The following is a 17,306-nucleotide window of genomic DNA, read 5'->3' as shown; positions in this document are numbered from 1 at the left end:
TGCGATGGGTCAATGCGAACGGCCCGCCTGCGCCTAGGGTCTGTGTGGCATCGGGTGCGCTATCGCTCCGGTGCCGAACGAAGCGGAGCCCGGACTCCTAGGCACTCCGGGCACCGCTTCGAAGACAGGGGGCAACCGATCGCGGCCACCGCTCCGGAAGAGCGGCGTCTAGGCCTCGATGCTTCCCTGGAAACCGGGCGCCGATTGACGTTGCCTGACCGGCCCGACGCAGCCGCAGGACACGAACACCGCCGCCGACAGTCCAACATCGGGACCGCCTCGATCAGGAGAGCAGCCATGATGTCCGTCAACCTCGATGACCTCTCCGCGGCGGTGCGCTTCGCGCTCGAGACGACGCGCGCGACCACGGTCTGTCCTTTCCACGCCGAGGTGATCATCCGCGTGGGCGACGACGCTGCCGAGAGCCACGCTTACGAACGCGCCAAGCGAATGCTCAGGAGCGACGGCACGACCTTCGAGGCGAACGCTCTCAGGGAAGAGATCGGCCACCAACTCGCGTTCGCCGCGGACGGCCGATGCCCGAAATGCGACCGGACCGGTGCGAGCGGATAGGCGGCGGTCCCCTTCAATCCTCCAACCGGTACAACCGCCATCGCGCCGGCACGCCTTTGAGCTGATGCATGCCGTGGTCCCTGAACCGGATCTCCGACTGCGCCATCAGGTCCCTGACCGCACTCGAGACCAGGACCTCGCCGGCCCGCGCCTTGGCGGCGACGCGCGTGCCGATGTGAAACGCGAGACCGACCATCTCGCCCCCGCTCACACTGTATTCGCCGGCATGCAGCCCGACCCTGATGTCGAGCCCCAGCGTACGCACGGCCTTCTGGATCGCAGTCGCGCAACGGACGCCCGAAGCCGGCGCCTTGAATGTCGCCAGCACGCCGTCGCCGGTGGTCACCACTTCCTTGCCGCGCGCACTCTTCAGCTCCTTGCGCACCGCCGCGTAATAGTGGCCCATGACCTTGGTCCAACGCGCATCGCCGAGCTTCGCCGCCTTTGCGGTGGAGCCGACGATATCGACGATCAGGATGGTGGCGAGTGCCTGCTTGAGCTCCGCGCTCCGCTCGGCGGATCGGCGCCGGAGCGCGATCGGTCCGGCCAGCGGTTCGTAGCGATGGTTGCGGCGCCGGGCGATGGCGGCTTTGGCGTAGTCCTGCGCGCGCTGCGTCGTGCGGCAGCGAACTGTCTTCTCTTGCGGCAGTCGCGTCCAGTAGACCCTTCGCCCATCGCCGGCGCCCTGCACTTCCACGGCGCCCCACTTCAGGAAAACCGCTGAACCAACCCGCCGGACACACCACGCCTTCGACGTGTAGCCGGATACGTTGGACTGATGGACTCCGATGCGAAGGAATTTTGGCATGAACGAGCGGCGGATCGCAGGACCGTTTGAGCTACTTGTGGTAAAGCGTAGTGGCACATGCGCGCGTTGGCAATACGATCGGCCGCGGAGCAGTCCCGGGAGCGGAATACGCCGCGCTTGACGCCTGCGGCCCAACCGGCAAATCTTGCTGCGCGCTGGCACGGCCCAATCCCGGTGGGACCAACGTCTGGACCGCTCATTTGAAACCGGCGCATTCGAAGCCACTCCATTTGAAACCCGTGCAAGATGAAAAGCCAGATTCGACGTTCTCTTGGAGGCGCCCTGTTGTTAGCCGGGCTCGCAATTGCCGCCGTGCCTGATATGGCGCATGCGCAATCGGGCAGCGCCGGTGGCAGCATCGGCAATGACGAAAAGTCGCTATCCGGATCGCGCGAGACGCCTCGTGCCGCTGAGCCCGCAAAGCCGGCACGACGCAGCACGCCCGCGGACGAAGCGCCGGGCCGCGCGCCGCAACGGAGCGGCGGAGGCGGCAGTTATGACGGAGCATGGGTCCTGACCAGCGTCGGCCAAACCTGCGCCGGCTCAACCGACACGGTGGTCGTCACCAGCGGCAAGATGGTGGGGCAATACGGCACCGGGCGCGTCAGTCCGAATGGCGGCGTGTCGGGAACGGGAGCCGCCGGAAGTTTGAGCTGGACCATGTCCGGCCGGTTCTCGGGCCGCAGCGGGTCCGGCACATTCCGGCGGTCCGACGGATGCGTCGGAAGCTGGACCGGATCGAAACAGTGAGACGACGCCTTCCGAGCAGTCACAGAAGGATCGCGAGCTCATAGATCAGGACGACGCCGCCCAGACAGCGACGCCACGGATTCACGCCGCGAAAGATCTCGTCGAGAGCCCAGACCACGAGGCCGCCTCTGAAAATGATATCCAGGACCATGGCGGAGGTGCCTGGCCAAGGCCAGATCCAGTGAAGGACGCCGGCCACGATGACGACCCAGAGCACGAGATTGGGCGCCTGGACGATGGTGATCTCGCCGGTTTTTCGGTTTCGAAAGAACCATTGCAGGATTGGAGACATGATCGCCCCTGGCCCATCGAACAAAGGCGCCGTTGCCGGCGCCCCCTGTTCGCTTTGGCTGTTTTACCGGACGCGTTGCGTCTGGCGTAGCGGTGCGTAGGCTCTCATCGGATTGATACCGCAGCCCTCATTGGTGCCGCTCGCAGTGGCCATGCACTGTCGATAGCTGGAGAACTCACAGTTGCCGGGATAGCCGGACTGGCGTCCCTGCAGGCAGTAGCTGTCCTGCACGAGCTCTCTTGCGGACGCGGCAGAGCAGGCTCCGCCGATCGTGAGTGCGGAAACGGCGGCAAGAGCCGCGATGGACAAATGACGATGCATGAGATGACTCCGGACCATTGGTGCCGCATTCTGCGACACCGATGTAGAGATACGTTTCGGATCAGCAAAAGAACTCAAGCCGGACGGTTAAATCGCGGCCATGTTCGCCATCTGCGCGAAGCATACCGCCTGCAGGCAAAAAAGGCCCCGCAACTTGCGGAGCCCTTGATTTGCATCGTATCGACCGACTTATTTCATGCTGCCGGGAGCGACCTTAGTGCCGCCCTGGTCGCTGCCCGGACCGGAACCGCCCTGGCCGGACGCGTCGGGCTGCATGCCACCCCTGGTCATACCGTTCGTTCCGGTGTTCATGCCGGTCGTGCCCTTGTGCATCGAACCCTTCTCGGTGTTGTGCATGCCCGGCTTCTGCATGTTGTCGGATTGCGGAGCTGGACCGGTGTTCTGTGCGAAAGCAGAGCCGCACATCAGTGCGAGAGCGGCGGACGCGATGATCATCTTCTTCATGGGAATCTCCTGGTTCATGTGTGCGGGCCAACGTCGCGCAAAGTGGCCTCGTTCCTAATGGGATCACGCCGCACGCGAAACATTCTCGGGGACGGTTTGAAACTTTCGGACCTTCGAGCCGTACCGCAGCGTTTCCACCACATGACAGGAATTTAAGGTGGCGAGTTTGAAAACCGGATGTGCGTCCCACGTATCTTTAATGTCGGCAAGCGAGCCTCCTCACGCGCGAAGCCGACCGGCGGTCCCACCGGACGAAAATTCGTCGCGCCCACGATGGGGCCGCCGTCTGCGCGAATAGGAACCGGCACATCGGCCGTAGATTGGTAAACGCCGGGTCCTACATAACACCGGCACTTTGGCGGCTCCGGCTCTTAGCCCACCCCTGCTGAGTCCGGGGCCGCTTCAAGGAATCAGCATGATGGATGAAAGCCTGCGGATCGTCTTCGCGATCGGCGCCACCGCCGCCGTCGCCGCGGGGGCGTTCTTCGCCATCCGGTTCTTCGCCGCGTTCACCTAGGCGTGACTTACGGTCGCGATCCGCCTCACCCGTGATAGGCAAACAGCTCGATCGGATCGCTGAAGCCGCGCACCTCGTGTTGACCGACGTGCTCCAGCTCGAATTGCGGCTCGACAAGTTCGGCGAACGCGCGCGACAGCAGCACGGTGCGTCCCAATTGCTTGGTGAGCGCTTCGAGGCGGGAGGCCATGTTGACGGCGGGACCGATCACGGTGAAGTCGAGCCGGCTGGATGATCCGATATTGCCGTACATGACGTCGCCGACGTGAACGCCGATGCCGTAATTCAGCGGCGCGCGCCCCGTGCCGTTGTTGCGCGCATTCAGCGCGGTCATGGCTTGACGTGCCTCGGTTACGGCGCGAAGCAGATTGGCGCAGGCGTCGGGCTCATGAAGCGGGAAGATCGCGAGCAAGCCGTCGCCGATGAATTTGAGGATCTCGCCGCCGTGCTTCGCGATCGGCTCAGACATCGCGTCGAAATAATCGTTGAGGAGATCGATGACGTCGTCGCGCGGCCAGTTGTCGGAAATCCTCGTGAAATCGCGCAGGTCGCAGATCAGGATCGCGGCGCGCACCGTGGTTCCGGTGCCGCGCCGCGTGGCGCCGGCCAGGATCAGCTCGCTGGCATGCGAACCGACATAAGTCTCCAGCAGCGTTCGCGCGAGGCGGTTCTTGATGCGGATCTCGCTGACCAGCGCCAGCACCGGCAGCACGCGCTTCAGCGCAGCGATATGCGAATCGTCGAAGCCGCCGGGGCGATCGGTCGCGAAGGTAATGAGATGACGCTTGCCGAGCGTGTGGTAGAGCGGCCAGGCGGCATAGTCGGTCAGGCCCTTCGACCGCATCTCGTCATAGAGCGCGTGCTTGCGGCCGAGCGCGGCGTTGCGTTCGAGATTCTCGCGTAGTTCGGTTGCACCGTTCTGCATTTCGTTGGCGGGACTGCCGATGTATTCGGAGCGCTCGCGCACGTCGAAATCGACCAGCGCGATCTCCGCCTCGCGCATGCCATCGGCCCACATGAAGCGGGCCCCCAGCCATTGCGGATGATGGATCAGCACGTGAAACGTCGACCGTTTCAGCGGAATGCCGGCCTGCTGCAGACGAATGCACATCTCGGCAAAAATGTTGTCGATAAAGCGCTCGTCGCGCGTGCCGTTGGTCAGCCAGTCGACGACACCGTCGGACATGGTGGGGGGATTGATGCTTGTCGGCACGTTCATGTCCTGGGCTTCGACGGTCTGAATTGCATCAGATATCGTGTTCCGAGCCGAAATCGTCAACCTGGCCGATTGCCCGGATTGTGCGCAGCCGCCGGTCGTTCTAGCCGACCAGCCGGATCGATCCCAGCACGACAAGGCCCGAAACAAGCGTCAGGGTCGATGCCTCGGCGAGTTCGATCTTCAGCGTGTTTTCGTGCGAAATCGCAAAATCCTCGCCTCCGAGGCGGACGCGGCCAACGCCGCCCGCCGCGTAGACCAGATGCGTGCCGGCGGGAAGCTGCCGCTCGCCGGGCTCCCTCAGCGCCGCAAGCGCGATCTCCGCCGCACCGCGCCGGGCCATCAAGTTCACGACCTCGACCGGACCTGCCTCGAGCGCGGTCACGATCTCCATCTCGCCGGTGAAGCGCACCGTCGTAAAAGGTTCGCGCTCGTCGAACTCCTGCGTCGGCGATCTCAGCACCAGCCCTCGCCCGCCCACGACCATCTGCAGGCGGTCGATGCCCGGCATGTGCGAGAACGGCCCGGGCGCCACGATCGGCGTCGAGGCAAAGCGCCAGAGCAGGCTGTCCCAATCCTTCGCCGGACTGCCCGGACGATGCGCGTCCGCGATATCGGTGAAAATACCGCCGCCGTTCTTCCAGGGCGAGCGGGTATAGTCTTCGGATTTGAGCAGCGTGGTCTTCATGGAATCGAGCCTGTCAGGATGGGATATGGATAGCATCCATATCCATCAAAACGAAGCGTTCGTAACCGGGACTACATCCCACTCAACCCGCTATCCACCGCGAGCGTCTGCGCGGTAACGTAGACGCTTTCGTCGGACAGGAAGAACAGCACGGCATAGGCGATCTCCCAGGCCGTGGCCTGGCGACCGAACGGGACGTGGCCCTTGCCGCGGTTGGGGCGGCCGGCGCCCGCTTCGCGGCCGTTCGGGGTGTCGACGAGGCCGGGATAGACGAGATTGGCGCGAATGCCGCGGCGCGAGCCGAGATGGGCGATGTTGCGCATCAGACCGCCAAGCGCGGCTTTCGATGAATCATATACCGCCATCTGCGATCCCGCTTTCAGCGCGGCGATCGAGGAGATGAAGACGATGGCGCCGCCATTGTCGAATTTCGGCAGCGCGGCGCGGCAGCACAGCATGGGCCCGCGGACATTGACGTCGTAGATCCTGTTCCATTCCTCGGGACTGACGTTGTCGAGCCCGGTCTTGCCGAACGTGCCGATGTTCAGCACCATGCCGTCGAGGCCGCCCATAGCGCGATGCGCCTGCTCGATCATGCGTTGCACGTCTGTCTCCGACGTGACATCGGCCGCGATGGCAAAAGCCTCGCCGCCTTCTTTGGTGATGTGCTTGGCGGTCTGCTGCGCGGAGGTGTGGTTGATATCCGCAACCGCGACTTTCGCCCCCTCGCGCGCGCACAGAATGCTCATGGCGCGGCCGTTGCCGATCGGATCCGTTTCGGCATCGAATACGCGCTGGCCGCCGCCGACAATGAGGATGCGACGGCCCGTCAGGCGACCCCTGCCCGGCGCCTCACCGAGCGATTCCGCGCTGGGCGGACGAACAAAGCGTTCCGGCTTGCTCTCGGCTTCCGCCATCTCAACCAACCGGCTTCTTGCCGCCGTCATAGACCGTCATCCCGGCGGCGGGATCGAGATCGGTTTCGGTCGCCTCGGTCAGGCGTGCCATCATCATGTAGAAGCCGAGCGCGACGATCGATTCCACGATCTCCTGGTCGCTGAAATGCGCGCGAGCGGCGGCGAAGGTCGCCTCGGGCACGCGGACGTTCTCGACCACCTCGCGCCCGAAGTTCAGCAGCGCGCGCTCGGCCTCGTTCAGAGCGGCGGCGTCGTACTCGCCGCGCTCGACCGCGTCGACCTGTCCTTGCGTGCAGCCGACGCCGAACGCGATCGGCACGTGCTGGCGCCATTCATAGGCACCGCCCTCCAACTGGGCGGCCTGCAGGATCAGCAGCTCGCGGTTGACCGCCGAGAGCTTCTGCTTGTGCAGGATCGAATTGCCGAGCCGCATCGCCGGGATCATGTTGGCCTCGGCATGGGCCATCATGCGGAAGATGTTGAGCTTGACCGGCATGCGGTCGAACGAGGCGCGGATGTCGCCGCTCGTCGTCTCCGGATCAATCAGGGGCAGCCTTGCCACGCGTTTCTCCCTTGGGCTTTCGTTTCTTGTTGTCGGTATCTTCGCCTGCCGCGATCAGCGACAGGAAGAAGGCGAGATAACGCTCGATGGCTTCGATCACCTTCGGCCGCGGCGAAGGTGCTGCGCCCATCACGTAATGCTCGAGGCGGATGTAGATCAGGCCTGCCGCGAACAGCCGCGCGGTCTCGCGCGGATCCGGCGTCTTGACCAGGCCGGCGAGCACGAAGCCGCGGAAATAATCCGTCATCATGCTCTGCTCGCGCGCGTAGAAATGATCGGCGAACTTGGCGCGGATGCCGGGCACGCGGTTACGCTCCGCCGTGATCACCTTCTGGAATTGATGCTCGCGCGGGTCGGACCATTGCTCGACGAGGTCGAGCGCGAACTGGCGGCAGAACGCCGCGGGCTGGCGCGCGAGCTGCTTGTAGCGCGGCTCTTCCAACCGGCTCGCCGAACTCGCCGGGCCGTGCTCGCTGACGATCGCTTCCAGGATCGCGGCCTTGCCGGCGAAATGATTGTAGAGGCTGCTCTCGCGGATGCCGACGCGGCGCGCCAGCTCGCGCATCGAGGCGCCGCCATAGCCACTCTGCGCGAACAGATCGAGCGCCTCGGTGAGGATGCGCTCGCGGGTCGTGGGCGCAGCCGCTTCCGCCGCGCTGGAGGTATGAAGAGCCATGACGACTTGACTAACGAACGATCGTTCGCTAGTCAACCGTACGAACGATCGTTCGTTTGCCCTTGTGGCAACGGCGGTCGCGGCCCGCAAGCCCGCTCGCGGGCGATGTTCTCGCGTTTCAACTCCGCTCCTCGAGAGGCGGAGGGCAATTTTTGGGGAGATGACGTCATGGCGCGTTTTGCCATCCTTCGTGCGGCCTGCATCCTGTTGCCGCTGCTCGCAAACAGCGCCGCCTCTGCCCAAAACAAGTACGATCCCGGCGCCGACGACAAGACCATCAAGATCGGCACCACGGCGCCGCTGAGCGGCCCGGTCTCGGCCTTCGCGCAGATCGCGAAATCCGCGGAAGCCTATTTCCGGAAAGTGAACGACGACGGCGGCGTCAACGGCCGGCGCGTCCAGATGATCATCGCCGACGATGCCTACAGCCCGCCCAAGACGGTGGAGCAGACCCGGCGGCTGGTCGAGAGCGAGGAAGTGCTGCTGATCTTCGGCGGCGTCGGCACGCCGACCAACAGTGCCGTGCACAAATATCTCAACGACCGCAAGGTGCCGCAGCTGTTCCTGGGTTCGGGCGCGGCGAAGTGGGACGATCCCAAGAATTTCCCATGGACCGTCGGCTGGCAGCCGACCTATCGCGACGAGGCCATCGCTTACGCAAAATACATCAAGGCGAGCCATGCCAATGCGAAGATCGGCGTGCTCTACCAGAACGACGACCTCGGCAAGGACTATCTGAAGGCGCTGGAAGAAGGCCTCGGCAGCGGCGAAGCGATCGTCGCACGCGCAGCCTATGAGACTTCGGCCCCGACAGTCGATACCCAGATCCTGCAGTTGAAGACCGCGGGCTCCGACGTGGTTCTGGTCGCGGCAACGCCGAAATTCGCGGCGCAGGCGATCCGCAAGATCGGCGAGATCGGGTGGAAGCCGACGACGATCATCTCCAACGTCTCGGCCTCGATCAGCGGCGTGCTGGAGCCGGCCGGCAAGGACAATTCCACCGGCGTCATCTCCAGCCAATATCTGAAGGACGCCACCGATCCCGCCAACAAGGATGACCCCGGCTACCGGGAATGGCTGGCCTTCATGGACAAGTACATGCCGGACGCCAACAAGAGCGACTGGCTCAACGTCTACGGCTACACCATCGCGCAGACGCTGGTGACGGTACTGAAGGCCTCCGGCAACGACCTCACCCGCTCCAATGTGATGAAGCAGGCCACGACCATGAAGGACGTGAAGCTGCCGATGCTGATCAACGGCACGGCGGTGAACAATTCGCCCGAGCACTTTACGCCGATGACGAGCCTTCAGCTGATCCGTTTCGACGGCACGCGCTGGGTGCCGTTCGGTGACCTCCTGAAAAACTAAGCCGATGCGGCAGGTGACGATCGGCAGCATGCGGGTCGATCTCGTCAGCGATATCCCCGCGCTTGCCTTCGAGAAAAACTGGCTGTTCGCCAACGTCACCGACGCGGTGATTGCGGAGAATCGCAGCTGGCTCGATCACCGCTACATCGAGCCGGAGACCGGCCGCTTTATCCTCAGCCACCACTCCTATCTCGTGCGCACGCCGCGCTGGACCGCGATCGTCGACACCTGCTGCGGCAATCACAAGCCCCGCCCGCGAGTGCCGGCGTGGAACAACCTCGATCAACCCTACCTGGAGAACTTGCAGGCGCTGGGCGTTGCGCCCGAACAGGTCGATTTCGTGATGTGCACGCATCTGCATGTCGATCACGTCGGCTGGAACACGCGCCTCCTCGACGGCCGCTGGGTGCCGACCTTCCCCAATGCGCGCTATCTGATGGGCCGCGAAGAATACCGGCACTTCGAGGTGGCGCACAATTCCGCGCCGAAGAATCCGGTGAACCACGGCTCGTTCGAGGATTCCGTGCTGCCGGTGGTGGCGGCGGGCCTTGCCGAATTCGTCGAGACCGATCATCGCCTGTTCAGCGATCGCGACGCGGCCTTGCGCTTTGCGCCGGCACCTGGGCACACCGCCGGCAATATGCAGATCCACCTCACCGGCGGGCATGATCGTGCGGTGATGTCGGGCGACGTCATCCACCATCCGATCCAGTGCGCAGCACCTTGGCTCTCCAATGCCGCCGACGTCGATCCGGCCGCGGCGCTCGCAACGCGCATGGCGCTGCTGGAAGAACTCGCGGATACGCCGAGCTATCTGCTCACCGGCCATTTTCCGGCACCGACCGCAGGCCGCGTTATCAGGCACGGCGATGCCTACAGGTTTCGTTTCGAAGATTAGGGAATGCCATCATGATGCTGCGCACCGTCACGCTTTCTCTTCTTGCATTGTTGTCGGCGGCCCTGCCGTCACACGCCGAGGATCCCGCCGTCTACCCCACGCATAAAATCAAGATGCTGCTGCCCTATGCGGCGGGCGGCGGGGGTGACGTAGTCGGCCGGCTGCTCGCCGACAAGATGGGCAAGACGCTCGGACAAAGCATCTACATCGAGAACCACACGGGAGCAGCAGGCACGCTCGGCACGCAGATGGTCGCGACATCGCCAAATGACGGCTACACCATCACCGTCGGCGGCATGACCACCCATGTGCTGGCGCCGGCGATCTATCCGAAACTGCTCTATGATTCGATCAAGGATTTTACGACGATCGGTCGCGTCGGCGTCTCCTCGATCATCCTGGTGGCGACCAAGGATTTTGCGGCCAACGACATCAAGGGCCTGATCGCAATGGCCAAGAAGGGCGGGCCGGTCCAGTACGGCAGCTGGGGCGTCGGCTCGACCGGCCAACTCTGCGCGGAGATCCTGATGCAGCAGACCGGCATCAAGATGGACCACGTCCCTTTCAACGGCATCGCAAAACTGGCCGGCGACCTGCTCGGCGGCCACATCTCCCTTGCGACGCTCGACGTGGCGACCGCGACGCCGCTGGTGAAGGACGGCTCGATCAAGGCGCTGGCCGCCTGCGGCGAGCGTTCGCCGAGCCTGCCCGATGTCGCCAGCTACGGGGAGCAAGGCGTGCCGTTCGACCGTAGCCTGTCCTGGGCAATGTATGCACCCGCGGGCCTGGCGCCGCCGGTTGCGCAGAAATTGTCGGCGGCGCTGAAGGACGCGCTCGGGGATGCCGAGGTCAAGGAGAAGCTGCTGAAGCTCGGCATTACGCCGCAGTTCGTCCCCGGCGAGGAACAGCGCGACATCAACGCCCGCGACATCGTAGCCTGGAAGCAGGTTGCCAAGGACGCAGGCATCGAGGTCAAGTGAACAGGAATGTGGCGGGCAGCGTGTGTGCGGCCATCCTTCGAGACGCCCGCCTGCGGCGGCCCCTCAGGATGGGGTCCAGCGGTGAATAGGCAGAGAACGGGAGCGCTGACATGAGCCGCATCTTCGGCGCGGTGCGCCAGAACGGATATGTGGTGCGGGACATCCACGCCGCGATGAAGCACTGGATCGAGGTGATGGGTGTCGGCCCCTGGTACTACATGGACCGGGTCAAGACCGACTGGTTCCGCCATCGCGGCCAGGACTCCGCGGTCGAGATGAGCATCGCGCTCGCCAATTCCGGCGATCTCCAGATCGAGCTAATCCAGCAGCGCAACGATGCGCCCTCGCTGTACAGGGAGTTCCTCGATGCTGGCCACGAAGGCCTCCAGCACATGTCCTACTGGAGCCACGACTACCAGGCGCTCTACGACAAGGCGATCGGGCTCGGCTATCGGATCGGCCATGAGGGCCAGATCGGCGGCGACAAGGGGCGCTTTGCCTATTTCGACACCCAGGCCCATCCGGGCACGGTGATCGAGATCTCGGACATCAGCGGCACCAAGGGGCCGTTCTTCGAGAAGGTCCGGCAGGCCGCGTCGAACTGGGACGGGACGCGGCCGATCCGCGAGGTCGGCCGGGCGAGGTCGTAGGATCGGTGGCCGGTGGAGTTCGCGCGGTTGCTGGCTCGCCCGAAAACCGTGCTAACATGCACCCCGTGTCCGAACCTTCAGCGAGGCCATCATGTCCGACACTGACAAGGTTTTCGCCGGCTCGATTCCGAGAATCTACGACGAGTATCTCGTGCCGATGATCTTCTCCGTCTATGCGGAGGACATCGCGAAGCGCGTCGCCGCCCGCGTTCCCGCCGTGCTGCTGGAGATCGCCGCGGGCACCGGCGCCGTGACGCGCGCCGTGGCCGCGGCACTGCCGCCCGGCGTTCGTTATGTAGCGACCGACCTCAACGAGCCCATGCTCGCCGTTGCCGCCCAGCGCCAAGCCAACGACGATCGCATCACCTGGCGACAGGCGGACGCCATGGCCCTGCCCTTCGCTGACGCCGAGTTCGACGTGGTCTGCTGCCAATTCGGCGCGATGTTCTTTCCGGACCGCGTCAAGGCTTACGGAGAGGTCAAGCGCGTCCTGAAGCCGGATGGCACGTTCGTGTTTAACGTCTGGGACCGCATCGAGGACAATGTGGTCACCCACGAGGCGACAATCGCCCTCGCCAAGGTGTTCCCCGACGATCCGCCGCGTTTCATGGTTCGCACGCCGCACGGCTACTACGACAAGAGCCTCATCAAGAGTGATCTCGAACGCGCAGGCTTCCGCGACGTCTCGATCGAGACGCGATCCGAAACGAGCCGCGCGCCCTCTCCCGAATATGTCGCGCTCGCCCTGTGTCAGGGGACGCCGCTGCGCAGCGAGATCGAGGCGAGAGATGCCAGCAAGCTTCAGGCTGCGACCGACCTCGTTGCCGAGACGCTCCGAACCCTGCATGGATCCGGAGCGGTCGACGGCAAGATCCAGGCGATCGTGATCGAAGCGCGGCCGTAGAGACGACCTCGGCCCGCCGCAGCGGGCGCGCAGTTACCACCAGCTTCGCTGCATCGGCTGCGTCGACTGATAATATTGGTACTGGCCGCGCTGCCGGCGCGGATTGGCCTGCTGTACGTAGGGGTCACGCTGGTAGAAGAAGCCGAAGCCGTTCCCGCCATTGTCCCAGCCGTCATCGCTGGCGATCATGGCAGGTGCGGTCGGCTTGCGCGTGATGAAGCCGCCTTGCGGCTGGTCGCTCAACACCGCGACGAACTCGGTACGGTAATTGGTCTCGGCGCTCAGCGGCTCGTCCGAGATGATGATCGAGGAGCGCGGCAACGCGGTCGGCCCGATGCGATCCCAGACGTCCTGCGGGATCGTGATGCGGTCGAGCGCATTGCGGGCCTCGTCGCCGTTTTCGATCGTGACCACGCTCCAGCGCAGGCCCGTATCGGACTTCGCCATCGCCGTGAAGATATGCGTGCCGAGCGGCTGCTCGGGATTGCGGATCGTGACGGGGACTTCGATGCTGGTGTCGAACACTTCGCCGCCGCCGTCGGGCGCCGGCTTGTGCGTGTTTCGCCGCACATAGAGCTTCTGCGTCGAGCGGCTGATGTAGACCGAGACGGGCTCACCCGCCAGCTTCGCGTCGGTCGCGGCCTTGACGGCCTCTGTCTTCAGGACTGCAGCGGCCTTGGCGGCGTCCTTCGTCGCGGCCACGGCGTCGCGCTTCGACTGCGCGGCGGCCTTGGCGGCATCGAGCGCCGACGCAGCGTCGGCGGCCTTGGTGGCGACCTTCAGCTTGAGCTCCTCGGCCTGCGCACGCGCCTGATCGGACTTGGCGGCAGCAATCTTCTTGTCGGTGAAGGCGAGTTCGGCGTCGGCCCTGGCCTTCTGCTGTTCCAGTTTGCGCAGAGACGCAGGAAGCGAAGCCGCCTCCTTCGCAGCCGCGGCCGCAGCCTTTTTGGCCTCGGCGGCAGCCTGGGTCGCCTGCTCGGCTTCCGCGGAAAGCTTGTCGGCCCGGCCGGGAGCGGCCGCGATGGCCTCCGGCTTCGGTACGAAGAGCGAGGGGTGAGAGAATTCGGTCGGGGCCGTATCCTGGGGCGAGATGATCACCCGCATCCCGATATACGTCTTGTCGAACAGGCCCTCGGCGAAGCCGAACGGCATGCGCACGCAGCCGTGCGAGGCGGCATAGCCGGGCAGCGGTCCCCCATGCAGCGCGATGCCGTTCCAAGTGATGCGCTGCATGTTCGGCATCCAGGCATCGTCATACATGGTCGAGCGGTGGTCCTTGTCCTTCTCGACGATGGCGAAGACACCGGCCGGCGTCTCGCGCCCCGTAGTGCCGGTCGACACCGGAGCGCGCAGGATCCAGCCATCGGCGTCGTAGAAGGTGACCTGCTGGCTCTTGATCGACACGATCGCCATGATCGGCTCGCCGGCCTGCCGCTGTGCGACCGCCTCGGCCGGCTGGCGTGCCTGCTTGGCCGCTTCGGCGCTGGCGGTCAGCACTGTCAGGACGGCGACCGCGGCGAGCGCAACACGTCCGGGGGGCCGGCAACGCCGGATCGCCGTGGAGGATTGCGCCGTCGTCATCAGGTCTTTCATGCCATACCCCGGTCCAGTACCAGTCCGCGCTCTTATCGATCAGATTGCGATCTTTGGATTAAGAAATCGCAGCCACCTTGCGTTCCGTATCCGGCGATTTCGGGACGGTTCGGCGGGCAAGCCTCTCATATACGAGGGCTCGCGCAGGCGGAAGGTGGCCTCGAGCCGGGGCTGGCCTGAGGCTGGTCACGAATCGCTGCGGCACAATGTCCAGTCAGCGGGCTCGGCGCCCGATAAGCCGCGTCATTGCAGCGCCGAAAAGGCCGAAGAGCGCAAATAGCATGAGAGGCAGAGCACGCACGGCGGCTTGACCGACCGTCTCATGCTCCATGACCAGCAGCACTGCGAACACAGTAAGGCTGAGGAGCACGCAGATGAGAGCCGTGGCAAAACCCAATTTGTGCAAAACGAAGGCAAGGTCGATGGCGGTCATTGCCATATCCGGGGCGAAGATGAACGGAGCCATGCTAGCTCCACCTGGGGTGGCAGCATGTGATACCGATCACAGAGAATTGCGTCGCAAGCCCGGTTCCTGAACGGCGCAACTACGCGACGCCAACCGCCTTGCTGTCGATGGCCGCCTGAATTTCAGCATCGCTCAAACCCGCTTCGCGCAACACCTCCCGCGAATGCTCGCCGAGGTGCGGCGCCATGCGATGGATGCCGGCCGGGCTTTCCGAGAACTTCGTCGCGGGGCGTGCCTGCCTGATCCGGCCTTCGGTGGGATGATCGATCTCCGCAAACAAACCGACAGCGGCGAGATGCGGCTGCTCGCCGATCTCGGTGAGCTTGGCGAATGCCGTGTGCGGCACGTCGAGCCGCAGCAGCAGTTGCTCCCACTCCGCGGTGGTGCGGGTCGGCCCGATCTCGCTCATGCGGTCGTAGATCTTGTCGATGTTCTGGGAGCGAAGCACGGGATCGCGCACGCCGAGTTCGTCGCTCAATTCAGGGCGTCCGACGGCTTCGAAGAAGGCGCACCAGTTGTCCCGGAGTAAGGCAGCATGGTCAGCCAGCCGTCCTTCGTCTTCACCGGGCGCCGGTTCTTCATCCGCTTGTAGCCGGTCGGGCCGATCGGCGGATCGAAGGCGTGGCCGCCAAGCATCTCGATGCTGTTGAAGCCGGCGATGGTTTCCAGCATCGGCACCTCGACCATCTGGCCCTGTCCGGTTCGCTCGCGCCGGAACAAGGCCGCCGAGACGGCGCCGACCATCGCCATCGCACAGATCTTGTCGCCGATCAGGCTCGGGACGAAGGCCGGTTCCTCGTCCGAACCGATCGACGATGCGAGGCCGGAGGCGGCCTGGATGATCTCGTCGAAGGCGGGGCGCGCGGCCCACGGCCCGTCCTGGCCGAAGCCGGTTGCCGCGGCATAGATCAGCCGCGGATTGAGCTTTGCGCAGGCCTCGTAGCCGAAGCCGAGCCGGGCCATCGCCGCCGGCCGCACATTGGTGACGAGCGCATCGACGGTCGGGATCAGCCTCGCCAGCGCCGCCTTGCCGTCCGGATGCTTCAGGTCGAGCGCGAGGCTGCGCTTATTGCGATTGACCGCCATGAACTGGCCGCTCATGCCGCGGTTTCGGAACACGCCGGTGTAGCGCCAGGTGTCGCCCGCGGGCGGCTCGACCTTGATGATTTCGGCGCCCCAATCGCCGAGCATTTGCGCGGCATAGGGACCGAACAGCACGCTCGTCAGATCGAGAACGCGGATGCCGCTGAGGGGACCGGTGGCTGTCATCGTCGTTTCACTGCCGCTGGAGGAAGATCGAGTGGAGCAATTCCGGGCGGGCAAGGCTGGCACCCTGCCCGCCGGTCGCGAGACGTCGATCCTACTCGCCGATCACGTCGCCGAACAGCTCCCAGGATTTTCCGTTGAAGCGCGCCATCTGCAATTGGCGGATCGGCGTCACCTGCTCGGCCGAGGTGTTGAGCCTGATGCCCGGCAGCAGCATCGGCAGCTCGACGTCCTTGAAAGACTGCGTCTGCTTCATCAGGTTCGCGCGCGTCAGATCGTTGCCGGCCCGTTGCAGCACCAGCTCCATGATCTGCGCCATGGTGTAGCCGGTCACGTTGAAGATGTCGGCGGGATCGGCTCCGGAATTGTAGGTCTTCATCCACTCGCGCCAGGCCTTCATGCCGGCGTCATTCTCCCAGCGCGGATCGCCGGGATCCTTCAGGAAGGCGCCGGTGACGATACCGAGGGAATTGTCGAGCCCGGCCGGCACCAGCACGGAACCGACGGAATTCGAGACGGCGGGAAGGATGATCTGCGGCTTCCAGCCGAGCTCGGCGATTTTCTTGATCGCTTGGGCCGCGAATTTCGGCGTGCACTCGTTGAACACGACGTCGGCGCCGGCGGCCTTGAACTTGACGATCTGGGAATCGACCGTCGGGTCCGTCGTCTCGTAGACGGCTTCCGATACGATCTGGTTGACGTGTTCGCCGAGTCCCTCCTTGAAGCCGGCGAGATAGTCGCGGCCGGGATCCTCGTTCGGCGTGATGACCGCGATCTTCGCGTTCGGCTTGTTCGCCAGGATCCACTTGGCGTAGATTCGTCCCTCGGTCCGGTAGGTCGGCTGCGAGCCGGTGGTCCAGGGGAAATGCTGCGGATCGTTCCAGCGGCTGGCGCCGCTCGACGGAAACAGCTGCGGGATCTTCTTGGCGTTGAGATATTTCTGGGCGGCGATGTTCGGGCCGGTGCCGAGCATCGAGAACATCGCCAGCACCTCGTCGCTCTCGGCGAGCCGCCTGACCTGCTCGACCGTCTTCGCGGGCGAGTAGCCGTCATCCATGCTGAGCAGTTCGACCTTGCGGCCGTTGATGCCGCCCTTGTCGTTGAGCATCTTGAAGTAAGCGATTTCAGCGCGGCCAATCGCGGAATAGGCGGAGGCCGGCCCCGAGTACGGCATGGTCTGGCCGAGCTTGACCGACGTATCGGTCGCGCCGGTGTCGTAGTTTCCGGCAATCGCGGCCGAAGTGGCGCTCAGGACTGCAAATAGAGCAACAGCTCCACGGACCAGTTGTTTTCCCGGCATGCCCGGCATCTCCTTCCCTGGCAGAGTGCATCGACGCGCGTGCCCACAGGCCGTCGTCAACGTCCTCCACTTCTGTTGTTGGTTATCATCGGC

Annotated in this window: 21 protein-coding genes; 7 read left to right on the top strand and 14 right to left on the bottom strand. The window is 64.5% G+C overall.

Going from position 1 to position 17,306, the window contains the following annotated elements:
• Positions 1 to 297: 297 nt before the first annotated feature.
• The gene (locus CIT39_RS07250) at positions 298 to 573 is read left to right on the top strand and encodes a hypothetical protein (protein ID WP_094973713.1); all 276 of its coding nucleotides are present in this window, start codon (positions 298 to 300) and stop codon (positions 571 to 573) included.
• A 13-nt stretch (positions 574 to 586) separates the two neighbouring features.
• On the opposite strand, the gene CIT39_RS07245 is transcribed toward CIT39_RS07250, so the two are convergent.
• On the bottom strand, positions 587 to 1,381 hold the full coding sequence (locus CIT39_RS07245) for an adenylate/guanylate cyclase domain-containing protein (RefSeq protein ID WP_094973712.1): 795 nt from the start codon (positions 1,379 to 1,381) through the stop codon (positions 587 to 589).
• A 246-nt stretch (positions 1,382 to 1,627) separates the two neighbouring features.
• Here CIT39_RS07245 and CIT39_RS07240 point away from each other — a divergent pair, with 246 nt between their 5' ends.
• A complete protein-coding gene (locus tag CIT39_RS07240) occupies positions 1,628 to 2,131 on the top strand; it encodes a hypothetical protein (protein WP_094973711.1) in 504 nt (167 codons plus the stop codon).
• Between the two features lie 19 nt (positions 2,132 to 2,150).
• Here the strand turns inward: CIT39_RS07240 and CIT39_RS07235 are convergent, their stop codons facing one another.
• The 8 genes from CIT39_RS07235 to CIT39_RS07200 form a co-directional block, all read right to left on the bottom strand.
• Positions 2,151 to 2,423 carry a hypothetical protein gene (locus CIT39_RS07235; protein ID WP_094973710.1) on the bottom strand — a complete coding sequence of 91 codons (273 nt, stop codon included), beginning with the start codon at positions 2,421 to 2,423 and terminating at the stop codon, positions 2,151 to 2,153.
• Positions 2,424 to 2,486: 63 nt separating this feature from the next.
• Positions 2,487 to 2,744 carry a DUF3551 domain-containing protein gene (locus CIT39_RS07230; protein WP_094973798.1) on the bottom strand — a complete coding sequence of 86 codons (258 nt, stop codon included), beginning with the start codon at positions 2,742 to 2,744 and terminating at the stop codon, positions 2,487 to 2,489.
• Positions 2,745 to 2,933: 189 nt separating this feature from the next.
• On the bottom strand, positions 2,934 to 3,209 hold the full coding sequence (locus tag CIT39_RS07225) for a hypothetical protein (protein WP_094973797.1): 276 nt from the start codon (positions 3,207 to 3,209) through the stop codon (positions 2,934 to 2,936).
• Positions 3,210 to 3,751: 542 nt separating this feature from the next.
• Positions 3,752 to 4,945 carry an adenylate/guanylate cyclase domain-containing protein gene (locus tag CIT39_RS07220; RefSeq protein ID WP_162308388.1) on the bottom strand — a complete coding sequence of 398 codons (1,194 nt, stop codon included), beginning with the start codon at positions 4,943 to 4,945 and terminating at the stop codon, positions 3,752 to 3,754.
• Positions 4,946 to 5,045: 100 nt separating this feature from the next.
• Positions 5,046 to 5,630 carry a HutD/Ves family protein gene (locus CIT39_RS07215; protein ID WP_162308872.1) on the bottom strand — a complete coding sequence of 195 codons (585 nt, stop codon included), beginning with the start codon at positions 5,628 to 5,630 and terminating at the stop codon, positions 5,046 to 5,048.
• 71 nt (positions 5,631 to 5,701) lie between these two features.
• Positions 5,702 to 6,577, bottom strand: coding sequence for an SDR family NAD(P)-dependent oxidoreductase (locus CIT39_RS07210; protein ID WP_094973707.1), 876 nt, complete (start codon positions 6,575 to 6,577; stop codon positions 5,702 to 5,704).
• Positions 6,549 to 7,109 (bottom strand): carboxymuconolactone decarboxylase family protein, encoded by a 561-nt coding sequence (locus CIT39_RS07205; RefSeq protein ID WP_162308387.1) that lies wholly within the window; start codon positions 7,107 to 7,109, stop codon positions 6,549 to 6,551. Before CIT39_RS07205 ends, CIT39_RS07210 begins: the two co-directional genes overlap by 29 nt.
• A complete protein-coding gene (locus CIT39_RS07200; protein ID WP_094973705.1) occupies positions 7,087 to 7,785 on the bottom strand; it encodes a TetR/AcrR family transcriptional regulator in 699 nt (232 codons plus the stop codon). Before CIT39_RS07200 ends, CIT39_RS07205 begins: the two co-directional genes overlap by 23 nt.
• A gap of 168 nt (positions 7,786 to 7,953) precedes the next feature.
• Here CIT39_RS07200 and CIT39_RS07195 point away from each other — a divergent pair, with 168 nt between their 5' ends.
• The 5 genes from CIT39_RS07195 to CIT39_RS07175 all read left to right on the top strand — a co-directional run bounded on the left by CIT39_RS07195 (position 7,954) and on the right by CIT39_RS07175 (position 12,588).
• Positions 7,954 to 9,156: an ABC transporter substrate-binding protein gene (locus CIT39_RS07195; protein WP_094973704.1), complete on the top strand. Its 1,203-nt coding sequence runs from the start codon at positions 7,954 to 7,956 to the stop codon at positions 9,154 to 9,156.
• 4 nt (positions 9,157 to 9,160) lie between these two features.
• Positions 9,161 to 10,054, top strand: coding sequence for an MBL fold metallo-hydrolase (locus CIT39_RS07190; protein WP_094973703.1), 894 nt, complete (start codon positions 9,161 to 9,163; stop codon positions 10,052 to 10,054).
• 11 nt (positions 10,055 to 10,065) lie between these two features.
• On the top strand, positions 10,066 to 11,034 hold the full coding sequence (locus tag CIT39_RS07185; RefSeq protein ID WP_162308386.1) for a Bug family tripartite tricarboxylate transporter substrate binding protein: 969 nt from the start codon (positions 10,066 to 10,068) through the stop codon (positions 11,032 to 11,034).
• Positions 11,035 to 11,144: 110 nt separating this feature from the next.
• Positions 11,145 to 11,684, top strand: coding sequence for a VOC family protein (locus tag CIT39_RS07180; protein ID WP_094973702.1), 540 nt, complete (start codon positions 11,145 to 11,147; stop codon positions 11,682 to 11,684).
• Between the two features lie 91 nt (positions 11,685 to 11,775).
• Positions 11,776 to 12,588: a class I SAM-dependent methyltransferase gene (locus CIT39_RS07175; protein ID WP_094973701.1), complete on the top strand. Its 813-nt coding sequence runs from the start codon at positions 11,776 to 11,778 to the stop codon at positions 12,586 to 12,588.
• Between the two features lie 33 nt (positions 12,589 to 12,621).
• Here the strand turns inward: CIT39_RS07175 and CIT39_RS07170 are convergent, their stop codons facing one another.
• The 5 genes from CIT39_RS07170 to CIT39_RS07150 all read right to left on the bottom strand — a co-directional run bounded on the left by CIT39_RS07170 (position 12,622) and on the right by CIT39_RS07150 (position 17,222).
• Complete coding sequence (locus CIT39_RS07170; RefSeq protein WP_094973700.1) at positions 12,622 to 14,181, bottom strand: L,D-transpeptidase; 1,560 nt, start codon at positions 14,179 to 14,181, stop codon at positions 12,622 to 12,624.
• Between the two features lie 214 nt (positions 14,182 to 14,395).
• The gene (locus CIT39_RS07165) at positions 14,396 to 14,647 is read right to left on the bottom strand and encodes a hypothetical protein (protein ID WP_094973699.1); all 252 of its coding nucleotides are present in this window, start codon (positions 14,645 to 14,647) and stop codon (positions 14,396 to 14,398) included.
• Between the two features lie 79 nt (positions 14,648 to 14,726).
• Complete coding sequence (locus tag CIT39_RS07160) at positions 14,727 to 15,125, bottom strand: CoA transferase (protein WP_334273088.1); 399 nt, start codon at positions 15,123 to 15,125, stop codon at positions 14,727 to 14,729.
• Entirely contained in the window at positions 15,122 to 15,916 is a 795-nt protein-coding gene (locus CIT39_RS07155) for a CaiB/BaiF CoA transferase family protein (protein WP_334273087.1), read from the bottom strand. The genes CIT39_RS07160 and CIT39_RS07155 overlap by 4 nt, the downstream gene beginning before the upstream one ends.
• A 91-nt stretch (positions 15,917 to 16,007) precedes the next feature.
• On the bottom strand, positions 16,008 to 17,222 hold the full coding sequence (locus tag CIT39_RS07150) for an ABC transporter substrate-binding protein (RefSeq protein WP_162848626.1): 1,215 nt from the start codon (positions 17,220 to 17,222) through the stop codon (positions 16,008 to 16,010).
• Between the last annotated feature and the right edge of the window lie 84 nt (positions 17,223 to 17,306).

This window comes from Bradyrhizobium symbiodeficiens (assembly GCF_002266465.3).
Classification (GTDB): domain Bacteria; phylum Pseudomonadota; class Alphaproteobacteria; order Rhizobiales; family Xanthobacteraceae; genus Bradyrhizobium; species Bradyrhizobium symbiodeficiens.
Note: the sequence above shows the minus strand (reverse complement) of the source record. Positions and strands in the feature narration are given on the sequence as shown.